Consider the following 18,286-nt stretch of genomic DNA (forward strand, 5'->3'; position numbering starts at 1 on the left):
TTTCTGTCTAATTAAAAATCAAATAAAAATATTACTGAGTTTACATAATTTTTCAATATTTATTTTATTAATATAATTAAATCTCTAATAATTCATCTTTCTTTGATTTTTTTGTTTCCTAGTTATTATTAATAACACTGCTGATATTATAGCTCCAAATACTGCTGCAAAGAACCATATTGATGCTGCCATAACTCCTGACATACTTCCCTCTAAAAGGGCTAATGAGAATATACCAGCTCCAGGCACTTGAAGCCCTATATTGAAGAATGCTACTATAGAACCAGTTATGGCTGAACCAGCTACTAATGATGGTATAACACGAATTGGGTCCTCTATCATAAATGGTATAGCACCTTCAGTTATTCCAGCCAATCCTAATATCCAAGTTTGCTTTCCTATTTCTTTTTCTGATTCTGAAAATAAATCTCTACCTAAAATAGTAGCTATTGTAACTCCAAAAGCTGAAACCATTTTAACTGATGCAAATATTGCATAAGGTATAAAGTTACCACTTGCTATTGCTCCTATTGCAAATGTGTAGGCTGCTTTGTTTATTGGTCCACCTAGGTCAAATGAAACCATAGCTCCTATTATTGCACCTAGTAGTATTGCATTTACTCCAGTCATTCCATTTAGCCAATTTATAAGACCATTGTTAAGTGCTGCTACAGGCTTTCCTACTACAAATAACATCAATAAACCTACTACCAAAGAACCAACCACTGGATATACCCAGAAGCTTACAAATCCTGCTAATGTACCTTTAGCTGGTATATTCTTCTTTAAGAATCTTACTATATAACCAGCAAGTAAACCTCCTAACATACCTCCAAGAAATCCACTACCTATTAAATCTGCTGCTAGACCTGCTGCGAACCCTGGTCCAAGACCTGGTTTTTCAGCTAGTGAGTAAGACATGTATGCTGATAATACTGGAACCATTAATGTCCCTAACATACCACTAGAAAGTTTTCTAAGTTGCCATAACCAAGAACCTTCTTGATTGTACAAGTCTTGTAGACCAAATGCCTGAGATGCTAATACTGCAAATGCAAGTATCATACCTCCTGCCACTATAAGTGGTATTATATGAGATACTCCTGTAAGTATTGCTGATTTCACATCTTTTTTCCATGATGATTTTTCATTATATGATGTATCTGATGATTTTTCTATATATTCACCTTTGCCTTGTTTTTGTGATACTTCTAAAGCTTCATATATTACTTCTTTTGCTCTTTTTAGTGGAGCTGCTACTGAAGTTTTTACACTTGGCAAGTGTTCAAATCTTTCTGTATTTTTAGGTGCTACATCTGTTGCATATATTATTGCTTCTGCTTTTTTTATTATATCTGGAGTATGAGGGTCTACCATACCATTAGCTCCTTGCTTTTCTACATATACATCTACACCTATTTCTTTACCAGCTTTAACTAATGCTTCTGCTGACATATATGTATGTGCTATACCTGCAGGGCACGCTGTTATTGCTAACACAATTTTCTTTGATTTATTTTGAATTATAGTCTCTTCTTTTGTTTTTTCTTTCTTTTCTTCTATATCTAAGTTATCAAATAATTCTTTTTTAGTTTTTGAATTTAACAACATATTCATATAATCCTCATTTGACAATCTAGTAACTAACTCAGAAAGTATTTGTATATGTGTATTTCCACCTTCATTTTCTGGTACTGCTATCAAAAATATTAACTCTACTTTATTATCTGGGTCTACACTTTCCCAGTCCTCTATTGGTGTCTCTAAAGTCATAGCTGCAAATGCTGCCTCTTTAACTGACTTAGATTTTCCATGAGGAATTGCAAGTCCTTTTTCAAAACCTGTTGGAGATAAAGTTTCTCTATACATTACAGCTTCTAAATATTCCTCATAAGATGTTAACTTACCTTCATCATATAGCTTTCTTGCTAAGAACTTTATTGCGTCTTCCTTTGTTTTTACTTTTTGTTTTAAAAAAACAAGGTTTTCATTTGTGATTTTCTTAAATTCCAAAATTACGCCCTCCTTAAATCATTTAATGTTATGAATATAGCATAAAATAAATCATGAAAATGTTTTTTTGAAATTATACACACAATTTCTTCTTAAAAAATAAAGATTTGTGTATTTATACACAAATCTCTATCTTAACCAGTATTGCTCTATTATCGCTCTCATAATCATCATGATTGGAACCTTATCTGATATATTATATCCATTTACTTGTCTAATTGTTGAATAGCAATATAAACTTATATCCGCAATTTGTTGTAATTTATTTTCACATATATGTGTTAGAGCTACTACCTTACATCCCTTATCAACTGCTATCTTTGCTGCTTCTATCACTTCTTTCGTTTCTCCACTTAAGCTAAGGGCAAAAAACATATCTTGTTCACCTAATTTTCCTATATCATGAAGTACTTCATGTCTTTGGCTATAGTAGGTTATATTATTATGACCACCTCTAATTTCTTTTACTAATATCTCACACAAAGGAATGTTTTGACCTATTCCATAAACTATAATACTCCTAGATTTTTGAATCATATCTGCTACTTTATTTATTTTTTCATAATCTATTAGCTCTAATGTCTTTTTTATGTCTGATTCAAAGCCATCTTTAACCTCCTTATTCTCATCTTTTAACTCCTCTTTTAAATTATTTTTTAGTTGAGAAAAACCATCATACTCCATCTTTTTACATAACCTAACTATGGTATTTGGCACAGTAAAAAATTTATCTGCTAAAGATTGTATTGATAATTTTATTACTTCTTCTTTGTTTTTTCTCATATATTCAATTATCATGTCCTCTGTATCTGTAAATTTATACTCATATTTTTTTGCTCTTTCATAAAATTCCATAGTTTCTCCTCCATCTATTTTATTATTCATAAGTAAAATTCAAAAATATTATCTAAAATTTTCGTTAATATTATTATAATTTAATATTTTTAATTTTTTAATGTATACTACTCCTTTTATTATACATAAAAAATGTGCACTTCCTATATTGATAGAGATGATTCAAGTTTTTATTTTGATACATCTCTATCAATATTCTTTTAGGAAATACACATTTTTTTCAAATACTTATTTTTAATTAACATTTTAGCTAATCTATTCTTTATATATAATTATTAGCCTTTAAAATGTCTTTAAAATCAACCAACTCAATCTTATTTCTTCTTAACCACATTTTAACTTCCTTATCACATAACATTGCATGTTCATATACTCTCTCTTGAACAAGAGAGGATGATTTTATAAGACTATAATCTATAAATCCTGGATGAGTAACCATCAATGTTATATCTTTATCTAAATTTATATATTTTTCTTCAAATAATTTAACAAAAGATTTGTTTAACTTGTAAAAATCATTCTGAGGATATTTACTTGGCATACTAATACATGAATCTAAATAATAGGGACAACTTGGTATACCGTATTTTTTTGCAGCATCACACATTGCCGATATTGATACATCTTCTTCTATACCATGTATATCAATATATTCAGGCAACTTATTCATATACCACTTGTAAGTTTCAATTTGAGCACAAACTTCTTCATATACTTCTTCATAATTAAAAACCTCTTTACCTGTCAATAGTTGCGTTCTTCTTATTTTGCTAGAAACAAATTTTCCACCTTCATCTAACAAATTCTTTATCTTAATATGTTCTTTGCAACAAGGTTCTCCTATTACTAAGTTAACATGTAAACCAAAACATATATCATCATTTTTTACCATTTCTATAGCTTGTCTTGAAAAAGGCATATTCACCATGATTCCAGCACTTGTAACAATACCATTCTTATAAGAAGATATTATTCCTAGTGTAACACCTTCTGAATATCCTATATCATCTGCCCTAACTACTAATTTTTTCATTTTATGCTTCTGCCTGCTTTCTTAACTCATCAAGTTGCATTTCCATTTCATCCTTTACTTTAACAACATCCGTTCCTACAATAATTTGAACTGATGTATTACTCAATTTAATTACCCCTTTTGCCCCTGTTTTTTTTATATTATCATCATTCAAAAGTGTTGCATCCTTAACTTCTAAACGTAATCTTGTCATACAATTATTTAGTGTCACTATGTTCTCATAACCACCACAATTTTTAATTATCTGCTTAGCCATATATGAAAAATTACTATGAGAAAGTTGTAAGTTTTTTTCTTCTTCACTAACATTATTACCTATCTCTATCTCAACTTCACGTCCTGGTGTTTGTACATTGTCTTTTATTATTATGTATTTAAATGTTAAATAGTATAATACAAAGAATACAATTCCTATAGGTATAACCAACCATGCTTTATCCCCATAACTAAAACTTAAGATATAGTCAATTATACTTGCTCCATTAAATGAACCCAAACGAGCTCCCAATAAATATAGTGCAACTCCTCCTAGACCAGAATAAAAAGAATGAATTATGTACAGCTTTGGAGATGCAAACAAAAACGAAAATTCTATAGGTTCAGTTACTGTTGCCATAAAAGAAGTCAATGCTCCAGCCGTCATTGCTCCTTTTACTTCTTGTTTATTTTTATCTTGTGCTGTTTTATATATAGCATATGAAATAGCAGGTATTGAAAACATCATAATTATGTAAAATCCTGTCCAGAAAAATCCTGCATTTGGGTCTCCTGCCATAAACCTAGGAATCTCCCCTCTTATAACTTCTCCTGTTGATGTTGTATACTCCCCCATTTCAAATAGTATGTAAGCATTTAAAACTTGATGTAATCCAGTTGGTATTAGTGCACGGTTACAGAATAAAAATAAGAATATTCCTATTGCACCAGCTCCTCCCAACCAAAAACCAAATTGATTCATTGCAGCTTGTGGATATATCCATAATAAACTAAATATATATGATAAAATTAAAGCTACTATTGGTGCTAGTGTAATTACACATTTTTCTCCTGCAAAGAAGCTTAAAAACGCAGGAACTTTAACTTTATATGTTCTATTGTAAGTCCATGCTATACAAGCTCCAACAATTATCCCACCAAATACACCTGCATTTAATGTATCATTCAATAACTCTAAATTTGACTTAAATATCATATATGCAACTACTGCTGCAACCATTACACTTGTTTTATCTTTAGACTTTGAGTAGGCACTAGCTGCTCCTAATAAAAATAAGTAGTCCACATTTGAAAATACTATATTAGATATATTAGATATAGCTGGGACATTAAGCATATTTGACCCAAATAATAATCCTAGTATACCTGCTGCTGGCATTACAGCTATCGGCACCAGCATAGTCTTACCTAAAAGTGATAGTTGTTGCATCATTTTGTTTAAGAATCTCTTCATATCCAATCCCCTTTCTCTTTCGATTTATTTTTTTGTGAAAACGATTTATTTACATTTTATATTTTAAATATTATATTTGTTTAAACAAATTGTCAATATTTTTTATTTATTTTATTTTTTTCATTTAAGTTCATATCTAAATTCTTTTGAGTATATTGCTATATCTAGCCTATTTTTTTAGATTAAATTTTTCATTTTTAAAATATGTTTAATCATATATTTAAAACAACTCACAAAATAGTTTAATTTTATCCTTTTTATGGTTTATATAATTTCATTTTCACTATACATGTCTAAACACATTTGATATAATTTGTTCATATCAGTTTACTAATATTACTAAAAACCTTTAAGGAGGGGTATATGGCTAAAAATAAATTTTCAGAGATATATGAAGTCTTAAAAGAAGAAATACTTAATGGTAAATATAAAAGTAATATGATGTTGCCTACTGAACTTCAACTTATTGAAAAATTTTCATGTAGTAGAAACACTGTACGTAGGGCAATTTCCCAGCTAAACACAGAAGGATATGTCCAAAGTATAAAAGGTAAGGGTGTTGTAGTATTAGAAAATAGTTTTTCTAATGATTTTTTTCTAAATATGCACAATTTCAAGGGTGTAGAGTCGATTGTAGAAGATAAAAAGGTTAATACTGCTACTAGTGTTCTTCATTTCAGCAAAATTTTGGTTGATGAGAAATTGTCCAAAAAGACAGGTTTTAAGGTTGGTAGTGAAGTATATCACCTTCACAGACTAAGATATATTGATAACATACCTAAAATACTCGACATTAACTATTTTCTATGTAGTGTAGTTAAAGACCTTGATGTTTCTATAGCACAAGGCTCTATTTACAAATATATAGAAGAGCATCTAGGCACAAAAATTGTTTCATCCAGAAAGATATTTAAAATTGAAAAAGCTACTGAGCTTGAGTTAAAAACATTACCTCTAAATGATTATAATTGTGTGGGTGTTATTAGAAATAGTGTATATACTGATGATGGAAAGCTTTTTGAATATACAGAATCAAAGCATACACCTGAAACATTTATATTCATGGATGTTACTCAAAGATATTAAAAGAGGATGTCTCAAAATAAAAATTTGAATCATCTTCTTTTATTTTATCAAATTAAAATTATTCATTTTAGTAATCAATTTTTTGTCACTTGCAAAATAGATAGGAACAAATTGTCCCTATCTATTTTTAATAGTTTATTTTTTAAACTACTTGTTATTAAGGTATAAATAGTCTATACTCAGTTTAAATCTTTCAAGACCTTCTTTTAATTTTTCTCTTGGACAACCACAATTTAATCTTAAATATTTCTCACTTCCATATACTTCTCCACTCATTATTCCTACTCTTCCAATATTAATTAAAGACTCTTGTATTTCTTCACAAGTAAATGGAACATCTCTACAATCTATCCATGCCAAATAAGTACCCTCTGGCTTTGTAAATTTAATATCCTCAAAATTCTCTTTTATAAACTGCGACACATAACTTAAGTTATTATCTATGTATTCGACAAGTTGTTCTATATAATAATCACATTCATTGTAAGAAACCATTGTTGCATACATACCTGGTAAACTTACAGAGTTTAGAAAATCTCTTCTTCTTGTTATTGCTAAAAATTCATCATATATATTTTTATTTGGTATAACAGCATATGAACCTATTAACCCTGGATAATTAAATGTTTTACTTCCAGAAGACACTAAATATAGTTCTTTATATTCACTTAAATATTTAACTATTGGTAAATGTTTATTTCCTGGCATGATTATATCAGCATGTATTTCATCACTTATAATTTTTATATTGTATTTTTTACAAGTATTTATTATAAATTTTAATTCAATTTCTTTCCAAACCTTACCTGTTGGATTATGAGGTGAGCATAGCAATAATACATCACAATTTTTTACACTATCTTCAAATTCATTAAAATCTATATTAAATTTGCCATTTTTTTCATATAATTGTATTTTTTCTAACTCAAATTCATTTTCTTCTATTACACTGAAAAATGCATCATACATAGGATTAAATGTAGCTACTTTCTTTTTATTGTTACAAAGTAATCTAAGTAGTAATGATACTGAATACATAACTGACGGGCTATATAATACCCAATCATTCTCTATTTTTGCTTGAAATCGTCTATTATAATATCCTGCAATGCTTCCTTTAAAATCATTATGATTCCATCTAGAATATCCATATATCTGATGCTCTAACATCTCTTTTAACTTTTCATATACTGGCTTAGGTATTGTAAAATCTGTGTCTGAAATAGAAAATGGAATCAAATCTTTTTTACCAAATCTATCTTGTATATAATCCCACTGTGTACAATAAGTACCTTTGCGGTTATAAACTTCATCAAAATTGTGCTTCATATTAATCCTCCAATATAATTCTCATATACAACATTAAAGTGTGATTTATTAGATTTTGATGGAGTATTTTTTGTTTAATTTGTATATCTTCCATCTAAAATCAAATATTGATTATCTTTTATTATTAAAATATCTTGCTACTCTATAAAATAAAAGCTATGAATATAGATTTGTAGCTCTATTTTCACAGCTTTTATTTATATGCTTAAATTATATTTCTAGAAATCTAAATCACCTAATAAACCTAAATCTTCTGGAGATATTACAGATTCTTCTTGAACTTCTTGAGCCTGCTTAGTATCTCTCTCATCACATTGCTTTTCATACATTTTATAGAATGGATACCATATTAATATAGAGCCCACCATTTGAACTGCTTGAACTACTGGAGTTAACCAATGCCCATTTACTAAGAATCCTTCTATAAATACTCCTAAATATGGAGGGTTGAAAAAAGGTTTGGCCAATATTCCTGCATGCATCAAGAATGATGGAAATGTTCCTAGTATAGTTCCTCCAATTACAAAAGGTAAAAAGAATGTCGGATTTAAAACTATTGGTCCACCAAATAATATAGGTTCATTTATGCCAAATAATGCTGGTACTAAAGAAACTTGACCTATACGCTTGAAATCTACTCTCTTAGACATTAAATACCAAAATACCAAACCAAATGTTACTCCTGTTCCTGTAAAATTTGCAAATGCACTTACCATTCCTCCTGTATAGAAGTGTGGTAGTGATTGACCTACTGCCATAGCTTCCAAGTTTTCAGCTAAAAATTGTGCTGTTATTGGTGCTGTTATTGGCGATAATACGGATGGATGTATTCCAAAGAAGAATAATGTTATTCCTAAGAATGTTATAAATGCAAATGTAAATGGATTATCTAAAGAACCAACTAATGGAGCTAAAAATTGAGTAAGTATTTCTGGAGGCAGTACTCCAAACACTTGTAAAGTCACTATTCTTATACCCATAAATACTCCAACTATTATTACTGTTGTAGGTATTAATTCAAATGAACTTGATACAAAATCAGGCACACTTTCTGGCATACGTATAGTAAAGTTTTTCTTTTTACACCATCTATACAACTCAACAGCTAATACACCTGCCACCATTGCTATAAACAAACCTTTAGTTCCCATATATTTAATATCCATTCCACCATCTTCAGTAAAATTAAAACTCATTAAAAGAAAACCAACGGCAGCTAAAGACATTGCTCCTGGCACATAAAGCTTATAGTGTTCTGAAAGGAAATACGTTATACACATACATACTAAAAATCCCATCATTCCTATAGTTAAGTGAAATGGAAGTTGTAACGAGTCCATATTATTTGTTATAAATGAAGTTATAGCATTTGCTCCCATAGCCTTTTCTGCTAAGTTTCCTATAGCCTCTGGCATAAGACTTAAGCTTCCTATTATAAGTATTGGAGTCATTGCCACCATTGACTTTTTAATTGCACTTAAGTGATGTTGCTTGTCCATCTTTTGTGCAATTGGTGTAAGATGCTTATTCATAAATTGTTCGAACTTTTTAAACATTATTTTCCCCCCGTCATCATAGTATACTTTAATGAATATTACATATTAGCTTTTTTGTGAGCTATTAATGCCATCTTAAGTGCAGTTGCACCATCCATTTTTCCATATGTATTTTGATCTATTATTACATATGGTACATTTTTAGGCTCTAGTATAGGTTTTATGTAATCAAGTCTATGAGCTATTTGTGGTCCTATAACTAGTACATCACAATTATCAACCTCATTTTTTAATAAATCTACTGGTATTGCTTTAAATTCAAAATCATCAGAATTTAATTTTTTACTATTTTTTACAGTGTTCTCCATGTTTTTCATTAGCATTGTAGTCGAAAATCCACCTGCACAACATAATATTATTCTCATTTTTACGCCTCCTTAGATTCAAATATATCTATTAATTTTTCTATTAAATCTCTAGATAACTGTGAAGTCATGTAATGATCCTGAGCATGCACCATTAATAAACTCACCATTGACTTACTCTCACAATCTCCAGATAATTCACTTTGTATTAATGCAGTTTGTGCATTATGAGCTTCTACATCTATTTTTCTAGCTTCTTCCATACAAGCTCTAGCTCCTTCATAATCACCTTCTTTCACTTTATTTAAAGCTTCAAATGACTTTGTTTTACTATCCCCTGAAGAAACTATTATCTCCATTATTTTCACTTCTAAATTTTCCATGCTTACCTCCTATGTTGTTAAATAAACTTTAATATATCACTGTACTTCTCCATACTCATATCATTAATAACAGCAGTACATAAATTGATAACCTCTTCAACATCCCTCATATCTACCATTGAATAATTTCCATGACAGTATCTTAAAGGAACACCTAAAACTATAGCTAATTTTCCTTCATTTACTAGATGTGCATTTCCAGCATCTGTTCCTCCTCCACTAAACATATCGCACTGGAATTTTATATCATACTTAGTTGCCAAGTCTTTCATATAATTTAAGAACTTTTTATTAGGAATCATTGTCTTATCATAATGCACTATCATACAGCCTTTAGATAATTGGCGTTGATTTGTGTAATTTCTAATTAAATCTGGTGCACAAGCAACATCTATAGCAAACACTACATCAGGATTCACTACTTTTGATGCTGTTTTACCTCCTCTTATCCCAACTTCCTCGGAACTTGTGTACACAAGGTATACATCATTGTCATTCTTTTTTATTTGATTAATTCTTCTATCTATCTCTTTAAGTACATAACATCCTACTCTATCGTCTAAAGCCTTTGCCATAAGTACATTTTCACTTAACATTTCACTATCACTAGCAAAGCATATTATATCTCCTATGTTTATGCCTAAAGCATCAACCTCTTTAGCTGTACTTACTCCTACATCTACATATACATCTTTTACTTTGCGATTTTCATCATATGAACAATTCATAAGCCCTTTTACCTTAGTCCCATCAACTTTGCTTATATTTACTTTTTGGAAAGACTTTGCACTATCTTTAACTCCACCAACAGTAATTAAATGTAGCATTCCAATATCACTTATATGTCTTACCATAAATCCAACTTCATCCATATGAGCACAAAACATTATTTTTAATCCTTCACCTCTATGGTGAACTATCATACCTCCTAAGTTATCAAAACTAATTTCTCCATTTATATTCTCAGCTAATATCTCCCTTATTTCTTGTTCATTTGAAGCTATTCCATCTGCCTCACATAGTTTTTTTAAATAATCTATACTCATACGATTACCCTCTATATTCTTTGATTTATTAAAGCTACAAATTCTTTGAATGTTTTAGCATTTACAAGTAGTCGAACAGTTTCTATATCATTCATTATTTCATATAAACTGCTACTAATTTTTTTATAAAGTCCAATATTTTCTTTTTTTAAACAAATCATAAATATTAAAGAAACTTTTTTACCTTCAAATACTATTGGATTTTGTAAAATCTTTACTGAAATTAAATTCTCATTTCCATCAATATCTATAGGATGAGGTGTTGCAACTCCATTTATATATATATTTGTTGCAAAGGACTCTCTTTTCAAAACCTTCTCAGAGTATCCATAATTTCCTGCACCTTTTAATTCTATATTTTTAGACATATCTTCTAAACATTCAATATAATCTATTGAATCATTGTCTATATTAAAATAGTCACTTCTTAAAAATTTACTGATAAATGCTTGACCTTTATTTTCTAAAGAGTACTCCTTAAATTTTTCAAACATAATCAACTCTTTAATTCTTAAAATATCATAATCATCTAAAAGTTCTTTTATATATACAATAGGTACTTCTAGTTTTATATCTAGTTCACAAATCGAGAAGATAATATCTGGATTAAATTTTTCTAATTCTTTCATCTGTATAAGAGAGAAAGTTTTTATATTAGTTTTTTCAAACAAACTACTTATCTTAAATTTTATTAACTGAGCACTTCCACCACCTGATGAGCATACTATTGCTATTGAATTATACTTTCTAAATTCATAGATAGCTTGCTTTTCCATATTCATAGCAAAGTATGTAGCTATAAACCCAATTTCATCTCGTTGGATTTCAACGTTATACTTTTTATACATTATTTTTCCTAGTAATATAGCTATATTAAAAGCAACTGGATATTTAATTTGTATTTCATCTATAAGTGGATTTTGATAAGATATACTAAAGGTTGACCTTTCTAATAATTCTGTCAAATGATTTAGTAATGACTTTTTAAATTCTTCATCTTCATTAAAATATGTATTATTTTCTTTCTGAACCTCCCATGACTAAAGTCACAGGGTTCCTGCTTCATAGAATTTTGCATACTAAAATATGTATTCTCCACAGGCTATCCCCGCAGTTCCTACGGTTCTTACATAAGTTATTTATTTTGAACTGTTATTAGTCTTAATCCTTCTTTTAATATATTTATACTTGCATTTATATCCCTATCGTGAGTTTCATTACAACAAGGACAAATCCATTCTCTTATATTTAAGTTCTTCACTTCCTCGTTTTTGTACCCACATTTATTGCATATTTGTGAACTTGCAAAGAACTTACCTACCTTTACAATTTGTCTAACATGCCAATTAGCCTTATATTCTAATTGACGAACAAATTCTGACCACGACACATCAGAAATAGAGAGAGATAGTTTACGATTTTTAATCATGTTCTTTACTTGTAAATCTTCTATGCAAATAATATCATTCTCTTTTATTAATTTAGTAGATAATTTTTGTAGAAAATCCTTCCTTTGATTAGCTATATGTTCTTGAAGTCTTGCAACTTTTAACCTTGCTTTATTTCTATTTAAACTACCGATTGTTTTTCTCGATAATTCTCTTTGTAATTTAGCAAGTTTTCTTAATGACTTCTTAAGATACTTAGGATTTTCTATAAAGTCTCCACAACTTGAGATACAAAATTCTTTAATTCCTAAATCTAAACCTATCTGATTATTAGTATTTTCAAATGTTTCAATATCTACATCAGTACAGCATAATGATACATAATATCTACCACTTGGTTCTTTAGATATAGTGGCATTAAGTATTCTCCCTTGAGGTACTTGTTTATCCCTTATTTTAACCATACCAAGTTTAGGTAATTTTATATATTGACTAAAGTACATAATGTTTCCATTTGTAAAGTTAGTTTTATATGAAAATCTATTAGTTTTCTTTGATTTAAATTTAGGAAATCCTGCCTTTTCTTTAAAGAATTTTTCATATGCGTTTTCTAAATCTTTTAAGGCGTTTTGTAGTGAAAATTTGTCAGGTTCTTTAAGCCACTTTAATTCTTTTTTTAAATTGGTCAAATCAGAACTGCACTGTTTATAAGTAAAAGTTTCTTTATCGTTTTTATAAACTTCTATTCTTTTAGCAAGATATTTATTATATACAAATCTACAACATCCAAAAGTTTTGTTAATTAACTCTTGCTGTTTTTTATTTGGATACATTCTAAACTTATAAGCTTTTTCCACTACTATCACCTCACTTTAATTGTTTTTTCTGATACACTTTTTAATGATTTTATCATATTTGGTATATAATGCTGTGGTGAACAATTTATTCATCACCTATCATAATATAATATTAACAAACGTAATTATTTAAAACAATTATTTTGGAGGTTTTATATTTATTTTTAAATAACATATTTAAGAACCATAAGTCTTAACTTTTATCATTTTTGAGGTTGTCGTTCACATAAGTTCGCTACTACTTATGCAGTTCTCTTATGAACTTCTTACACTTTCATGCAAGCACAGACTATATCTTATCCTTCGGCATTATCCGTTAAGGTCTACCCACTTCCACTACCAATAGCTTGTAGTGTACTTCCCTCAAGAGGAATAGTCGTTGAAGTTTCTCCTATTCGGAGCTTACCTGCTGATTGCCCATTTTAAAGTACTTAGGGTTTAACCTTATACCATCTAACCAATTTTTTCTACTTTCGTAACTTTCACACTTAGGTTTATTTCATCCTTATGTTTTAGTTTGGTTAGCTTTAGGGGTTTTTAGCAATTCAAGTAGTATTGGATAGGTTCTATCCTATCTCTACATATAAGTTTCCCTATATGCTGACTACCTTAGCTACTAGTTCACGACTAAAGTCACGAGTATGCGTAGCTATTTTTTAATCAAATTTCTCTAAAAAATCTTCTAAGTCATCTCTTAAGCTATCTGCACCTCCTTGTGTGCTAAATTTTTGTCTAGCTTTTTTCTTTATCAAAGATTGCAATATCTTGTAATCTTCATTAGATAAATTTAATTCATATTCATTGGTACTATCATCTAGTTCTAATAATTTAGCTTGCTTATCTATATACATAGTTACTTTTAACCAAGATAGTATTTCTTTTAGCTCCATATAATTTATGGTCAAATTATTTTCCTTTAAGTTATTAATAAATTTTTCCTGAATTTCTTTAAAATCGTTTTCCAGACTACTATCAATATACTCTTTTATAATTTCATTTTCTTTTATATAAAGGTCTACTATTAATTCTCTCCTTTCTTTCATGCTATTTATAATTTTTAATCCATAGTGAGACTTTCTTTCTAGATTAAGATTATATTTTTCTAAATAAGAATCAATATCTTCTTTATATCCTTTTACTACTGACCTACTTGTCTTTAATTTTCTTAATATCTTGTCAATAGTTATATAATCTTCATTTAAGATAATACATGAAATTATATTTTCAGCGTTTAACTTAGGTTGGTCTAAATACTCAGACAACTCAACTTTAAATTTTTCAAATAAAGCATTATCTTTAATCTCTAATAAATAGCCTAATCCTCTTTTTTGTATTATTTTAAAACCTTTATTACTAGATACTTTAGATAAATACGAAAAGTCATTTTGTAGTGTTCTTTTAGATACAGAATACTTATCTATAAAATACGTTATAGATAGATACTTATTTGTGTCATTTAAATCATTTATAATATTTAATATTCGCATTCTTACACCTCCCTATTATCCATAATAGTTTTTATTCTTACATTCTAAAAAATACTGTAGAATTATTTCATTTTTTATCATTGTATAATTTAATATCGATTTGTGTAAGATGCTTATATTGTTATTATATTTTCTACACAATACTTTTAAAAGGTTTTTAATTTCACTATAAAATGAAATTAAAAACCTAATACATTACCTATTTATACCACAGCAACTTCACTATTCTCTATGCAATTATATGTTTATACAAATATTAGTTTTTTCCATGTTATAACTTTAGTACTAGTTTTATACTTGACAATTTGTTTAAACATATTATAATTAAGTTATAAATTACAGGAGGTATCAAGTATGAAAAATTGGTGGAAAAAAGCAACTGTCTATCAAATATATCCAAAAAGTTTTAAAGATAGCAACAATGATGGTATAGGTGATATAAATGGTATTATAGAAAAGTTAGATTATCTTTCTTTTTTAGGTGTTGATTTATTATGGTTGACTCCTATGTATGTTTCACCTCAAAGAGATAATGGGTATGATATAGAAAATTATTATAATATAGACCCAAGATATGGCACAATAAGCGACTTTGAAAAACTCTTAAAAGAAGCTCATAAAAGAGACATAAAAATAATGATGGATATGGTTTTAAACCATACATCTACTGAACATAAGTGGTTCAAAGAATCTAAAAAAAGCAAAGACAATCCATATCGTGATTATTATTTCTGGAAGGACGCTAAACCTGATGGTTCTGTCCCTAATAACTGGATATCTAGATTTAGTGGAACTGCTTGGAAATACGATGAGACTACGAATCAATACTACTTACATTTATTTGAAGAAACTCAAGCTGATTTAAACTGGGAAAATGAAAAAGTCCGTGAAGAATGTTACAAAATACTAGAATTTTGGGCTGATAAAGGTATTGATGGTTTTCGTTTAGATGTAGTCAACTTATTATCTAAAACACCTGGATTACCTGATGACCCTATAACAGGTCCAAAAGGAGATGGAAGAACTCACTACGCTGATGGTCCTCGTATACATGAATATTTGCATAACATGAATCAAAAAGTTTTCAAACCTAAAAACATAGTTACTGTAGGTGAAATGTCATCTACTACACCCGAAGAGTGTATTAATTATACTAGAGAAAATCGAGAAGAATTATCTATGGTTTTCAGCTTCCATCATATGAAAACAGACTATAAAGGAGGCGTAAAATGGACTAATAAAATGTTTTCTTTAGATAAATTAAGAAAAGCACAATCTGACTTCCAATATAAAATGTATGAAGGAAAAGGATGGAATGCTCTATTTTACTCTAATCATGACCAACCTAGAGCTTTATCTAGATTTGGAGATGATAGATTTTTTCGTCAAGAGAGTGCTAAGATGTTAGCTATAACACTCTTTGGTTTACAGGGTACTACCTACATATATCAAGGTGAAGAAATAGGTATGACAAATGCCTACTTTACTAAAATAGATGAATATGATGATGCTGAAAGTAAGAATGCATACTATGATATGATTAAATCTGGTATTGATGAAAGGGAAGCATTGATTATACTTCAACAAAAATCTAGAGATAACGCTCGTACTCCTATGCAATGGGATAATACTATTTATAAGGGATTTTCTAATCATAAGCCTTGGTTAAAAGTTAATAATGACAATATTAGTGTAGAAAATGAACTTAAGGATTCTCGTTCAGTATTTTACACTTATCAAAGATTAATAAAATATCGTAAGCAATATGATATTTTTACAGAAGGTACTTACAGATTGTTAGATGAAAATCATAAAAATCTATTTATTTATGAAAGAGAATATAAAAACCAAAATCTCCTTGTTATAAGTAACTTTACTCATGATAATGTAGTGTATAAATTACCTGAAACTTATTTGAATAAATTAAACTACACAATACTTGAAACCAATTATACTAGAGGTACAATTGAGAGTGAAATGGAAATAAAACCTTACGAAAGTATAATGATATATTATAAATAAGGTTATATTAAGTCTATTTTTAATATTTACATTCTATGCAACTAGAGTAGTCAAAAAATAAAGTTATTTATGTAAAAAGCGGTATAACACAAAAGTGTTATACCGAGTATCCTAAACTCAAAATAATCTTTATAAAATCACTGTAAATTACAAGAATTATTTGACTTCAACATCATTATATTTCTTTGAGTATACTTTAGTCATATAGAAATATATAGGAACTACAATTATCATTCCACCTAATCCCCAAATTATCTTCATAGGTTCATCGATACCTGCTTTTATTAGTAATAATATACTTATAATAACTGCAAATATTGGTATAATCGCTCCTCCAGGTATCCTAAAATTTACATCTTTACCAGCATACTTCTTTCTTAATATTAATACAGCTAAGCAGGTAGGAATATATTGAATAAATCTAGATACAACACTTATTTGAGATAATGTTGTAAATGAACCCGACCACGCTATTAGTAGAGTTCCTATAACAGATACTATAATTGCTATATACGGAGCTCCATTTTTATTAGTTTTTCTTATAGACTTAGGCATTAATCCTTGTTCAACCAAAGCAGCAGCAGACCTTGGTGTAAATATAGATGATGCAATATTTATACCTCCAACAGATACTATAGTTCCTATTGTAATTATATACCCACCTACAGGACCCAACATCTTAATAGCAGCATCTGCAACAGGAGTAGCTGACCCTGCTAATCCATTGCCTAATACGCCTATACTTATTCCCAGTATAAGCATATATATTACTGATACCACAAACATTACCATTACCAATGCTTTAGGTACATTTTTCTTAGGATTCTCCATATCTTTTGCTGCAACAGCTAAAGATTCAAATCCTGTAAAAGCATAAAATAAAGTTATGGATACTGCTACAAAAGCTGATGATGCACTTTGACCTTTTTGTATTATTACAAATGGTGTAAAATTAGAACCTTTTATAAAAAATAATCCTACAGCTATAAATAAAACTATTGGTAATAATTTTCCTATAGTCATTATATTGTTTAAATGCTTAGATTGTTTCATTCCCATAAAGTTTATAATCCCAAGCCCTACAACTAATATACCAATTATTATATTCTTAGTAAGTGGTTCTGCTGCTTGAGGCCATACAGATGATAGTGTTACAGCAAAGAAATTTGCCATAGTAGCCCAAGCAATCATACTAACTATCCACTTCATAAATCCAACTTCAAATCCAATAAAATCTCCAAACGCCTCTTTTGCATAAAGATATGGTCCACCATCAGTATCAAACCAACTACCTGCTTCAGCAAAACATAAAGCAATAGAAACAGCTAAAAACATACAAAAAACTAATACTAATATACTTGCTGGACCTATATCTGTATAAGCATCGCCAGGTAACCCAAATATACCTGACCCTATTATTGCATTGATTCCTAATAATACAATACTCCAAAAACCTAACTTAATGCCTTTTTCCAT

At 29.0% G+C, this 18,286-nt stretch carries 16 protein-coding genes and 1 pseudogene; 3 read left to right on the top strand and 14 right to left on the bottom strand.

Features of this window, described 5'->3' with window-relative positions; all coding sequences use genetic code 11:
- Positions 1 to 84: 84 nt before the first annotated feature.
- The 4 genes from mngA to IR152_RS06835 form a co-directional block, all read right to left on the bottom strand.
- Positions 85 to 2,013 (bottom strand): PTS 2-O-a-mannosyl-D-glycerate transporter subunit IIABC, encoded by a 1,929-nt coding sequence (mngA, locus tag IR152_RS06820; RefSeq protein WP_227451036.1) that lies wholly within the window; start codon positions 2,011 to 2,013, stop codon positions 85 to 87.
- 129 nt (positions 2,014 to 2,142) lie between these two features.
- Entirely contained in the window at positions 2,143 to 2,898 is a 756-nt protein-coding gene (locus tag IR152_RS06825) for a MurR/RpiR family transcriptional regulator (protein ID WP_227451037.1), read from the bottom strand.
- Positions 2,899 to 3,130: 232 nt separating this feature from the next.
- On the bottom strand, positions 3,131 to 3,901 hold the full coding sequence (locus IR152_RS06830) for a ChbG/HpnK family deacetylase (RefSeq protein WP_227451038.1): 771 nt from the start codon (positions 3,899 to 3,901) through the stop codon (positions 3,131 to 3,133).
- A gap of 1 nt (position 3,902) precedes the next feature.
- Entirely contained in the window at positions 3,903 to 5,351 is a 1,449-nt protein-coding gene (locus IR152_RS06835; RefSeq protein WP_227451039.1) for a PTS transporter subunit EIIC, read from the bottom strand.
- 363 nt (positions 5,352 to 5,714) lie between these two features.
- Here IR152_RS06835 and IR152_RS06840 point away from each other — a divergent pair, with 363 nt between their 5' ends.
- Complete coding sequence (locus IR152_RS06840; RefSeq protein WP_227451040.1) at positions 5,715 to 6,437, top strand: GntR family transcriptional regulator; 723 nt, start codon at positions 5,715 to 5,717, stop codon at positions 6,435 to 6,437.
- A gap of 147 nt (positions 6,438 to 6,584) precedes the next feature.
- On the opposite strand, the gene IR152_RS06845 is transcribed toward IR152_RS06840, so the two are convergent.
- The 8 genes and pseudogenes from IR152_RS06845 to tnpB all read right to left on the bottom strand — a co-directional run bounded on the left by IR152_RS06845 (position 6,585) and on the right by tnpB (position 13,310).
- Positions 6,585 to 7,766, bottom strand: coding sequence for a MalY/PatB family protein (locus tag IR152_RS06845; RefSeq protein ID WP_227451041.1), 1,182 nt, complete (start codon positions 7,764 to 7,766; stop codon positions 6,585 to 6,587).
- Positions 7,767 to 7,984: 218 nt separating this feature from the next.
- A complete protein-coding gene (locus tag IR152_RS06850) occupies positions 7,985 to 9,322 on the bottom strand; it encodes a PTS sugar transporter subunit IIC (RefSeq protein WP_227451042.1) in 1,338 nt (445 codons plus the stop codon).
- 38 nt (positions 9,323 to 9,360) lie between these two features.
- Positions 9,361 to 9,687 (bottom strand): PTS sugar transporter subunit IIB, encoded by a 327-nt coding sequence (locus tag IR152_RS06855; RefSeq protein WP_227451043.1) that lies wholly within the window; start codon positions 9,685 to 9,687, stop codon positions 9,361 to 9,363.
- 2 nt (positions 9,688 to 9,689) lie between these two features.
- On the bottom strand, positions 9,690 to 10,010 hold the full coding sequence (locus IR152_RS06860) for a PTS lactose/cellobiose transporter subunit IIA (RefSeq protein WP_227451044.1): 321 nt from the start codon (positions 10,008 to 10,010) through the stop codon (positions 9,690 to 9,692).
- A gap of 17 nt (positions 10,011 to 10,027) precedes the next feature.
- Positions 10,028 to 11,056: an aminopeptidase gene (gene ypdE / locus IR152_RS06865; RefSeq protein ID WP_227451045.1), complete on the bottom strand. Its 1,029-nt coding sequence runs from the start codon at positions 11,054 to 11,056 to the stop codon at positions 10,028 to 10,030.
- Positions 11,057 to 11,067: 11 nt separating this feature from the next.
- On the bottom strand, positions 11,068 to 11,838 hold the full coding sequence (locus IR152_RS20260) for a PTS sugar transporter subunit IIA (RefSeq protein ID WP_311315433.1): 771 nt from the start codon (positions 11,836 to 11,838) through the stop codon (positions 11,068 to 11,070).
- A 12-nt stretch (positions 11,839 to 11,850) separates the two neighbouring features.
- Positions 11,851 to 12,078, bottom strand: a pseudogene (locus IR152_RS06875) (PRD domain-containing protein); the annotation flags it as partial.
- A gap of 113 nt (positions 12,079 to 12,191) precedes the next feature.
- The gene (tnpB, locus tag IR152_RS06880) at positions 12,192 to 13,310 is read right to left on the bottom strand and encodes an IS200/IS605 family element RNA-guided endonuclease TnpB (RefSeq protein ID WP_227451046.1); all 1,119 of its coding nucleotides are present in this window, start codon (positions 13,308 to 13,310) and stop codon (positions 12,192 to 12,194) included.
- Positions 13,311 to 13,577: 267 nt separating this feature from the next.
- Between tnpB and IR152_RS06885 the strand changes: the two genes are divergently transcribed.
- Complete coding sequence (locus IR152_RS06885) at positions 13,578 to 13,727, top strand: hypothetical protein (RefSeq protein ID WP_021358895.1); 150 nt, start codon at positions 13,578 to 13,580, stop codon at positions 13,725 to 13,727.
- A 230-nt stretch (positions 13,728 to 13,957) separates the two neighbouring features.
- Here IR152_RS06885 and IR152_RS06890 read toward each other — a convergent pair whose 3' ends face one another.
- On the bottom strand, positions 13,958 to 14,788 hold the full coding sequence (locus IR152_RS06890) for an HTH domain-containing protein (RefSeq protein ID WP_227451047.1): 831 nt from the start codon (positions 14,786 to 14,788) through the stop codon (positions 13,958 to 13,960).
- 354 nt (positions 14,789 to 15,142) lie between these two features.
- Between IR152_RS06890 and IR152_RS06895 the strand changes: the two genes are divergently transcribed.
- A complete protein-coding gene (locus IR152_RS06895) occupies positions 15,143 to 16,810 on the top strand; it encodes an alpha,alpha-phosphotrehalase (RefSeq protein WP_227451048.1) in 1,668 nt (555 codons plus the stop codon).
- Between the two features lie 156 nt (positions 16,811 to 16,966).
- Here the strand turns inward: IR152_RS06895 and IR152_RS06900 are convergent, their stop codons facing one another.
- Positions 16,967 to 18,286, bottom strand: coding sequence for an APC family permease (locus IR152_RS06900; RefSeq protein WP_227451049.1), 1,320 nt, complete (start codon positions 18,284 to 18,286; stop codon positions 16,967 to 16,969).

This window comes from Clostridioides sp. ES-S-0108-01 (genome assembly GCF_020662285.1).
Lineage (GTDB): Bacteria > Bacillota > Clostridia > Peptostreptococcales > Peptostreptococcaceae > Clostridioides.

What these genes read in the sequence shown, in the direction of transcription:
- IR152_RS06895 (WP_227451048.1), top strand. Translation starts at nt 15,143, where the DNA reads ATGAAAAATTGGTGGAAAAAAGCAACTGTCTATCAAATATATCCAAAA.
- IR152_RS06900 (WP_227451049.1), bottom strand. Translation starts at nt 18,286, where the DNA reads ATGGAAAAAGGCATTAAGTTAGGTTTTTGGAGTATTGTATTATTAGGA.
- IR152_RS06890 (WP_227451047.1), bottom strand. Translation starts at nt 14,788, where the DNA reads ATGCGAATATTAAATATTATAAATGATTTAAATGACACAAATAAGTAT.
- IR152_RS06830 (WP_227451038.1), bottom strand. Translation starts at nt 3,901, where the DNA reads ATGAAAAAATTAGTAGTTAGGGCAGATGATATAGGATATTCAGAAGGT.
- ypdE (WP_227451045.1), bottom strand. Translation starts at nt 11,056, where the DNA reads ATGAGTATAGATTATTTAAAAAAACTATGTGAGGCAGATGGAATAGCT.
- IR152_RS06855 (WP_227451043.1), bottom strand. Translation starts at nt 9,687, where the DNA reads ATGAGAATAATATTATGTTGTGCAGGTGGATTTTCGACTACAATGCTA.
- IR152_RS06860 (WP_227451044.1), bottom strand. Translation starts at nt 10,010, where the DNA reads ATGGAAAATTTAGAAGTGAAAATAATGGAGATAATAGTTTCTTCAGGG.
- IR152_RS06850 (WP_227451042.1), bottom strand. Translation starts at nt 9,322, where the DNA reads ATGTTTAAAAAGTTCGAACAATTTATGAATAAGCATCTTACACCAATT.
- IR152_RS06845 (WP_227451041.1), bottom strand. Translation starts at nt 7,766, where the DNA reads ATGAAGCACAATTTTGATGAAGTTTATAACCGCAAAGGTACTTATTGT.
- IR152_RS20260 (WP_311315433.1), bottom strand. Translation starts at nt 11,838, where the DNA reads ATGAATATGGAAAAGCAAGCTATCTATGAATTTAGAAAGTATAATTCA.
- IR152_RS06885 (WP_021358895.1), top strand. Translation starts at nt 13,578, where the DNA reads ATGCAAGCACAGACTATATCTTATCCTTCGGCATTATCCGTTAAGGTC.
- IR152_RS06840 (WP_227451040.1), top strand. Translation starts at nt 5,715, where the DNA reads ATGGCTAAAAATAAATTTTCAGAGATATATGAAGTCTTAAAAGAAGAA.
- IR152_RS06825 (WP_227451037.1), bottom strand. Translation starts at nt 2,898, where the DNA reads ATGAATAATAAAATAGATGGAGGAGAAACTATGGAATTTTATGAAAGA.
- IR152_RS06835 (WP_227451039.1), bottom strand. Translation starts at nt 5,351, where the DNA reads ATGAAGAGATTCTTAAACAAAATGATGCAACAACTATCACTTTTAGGT.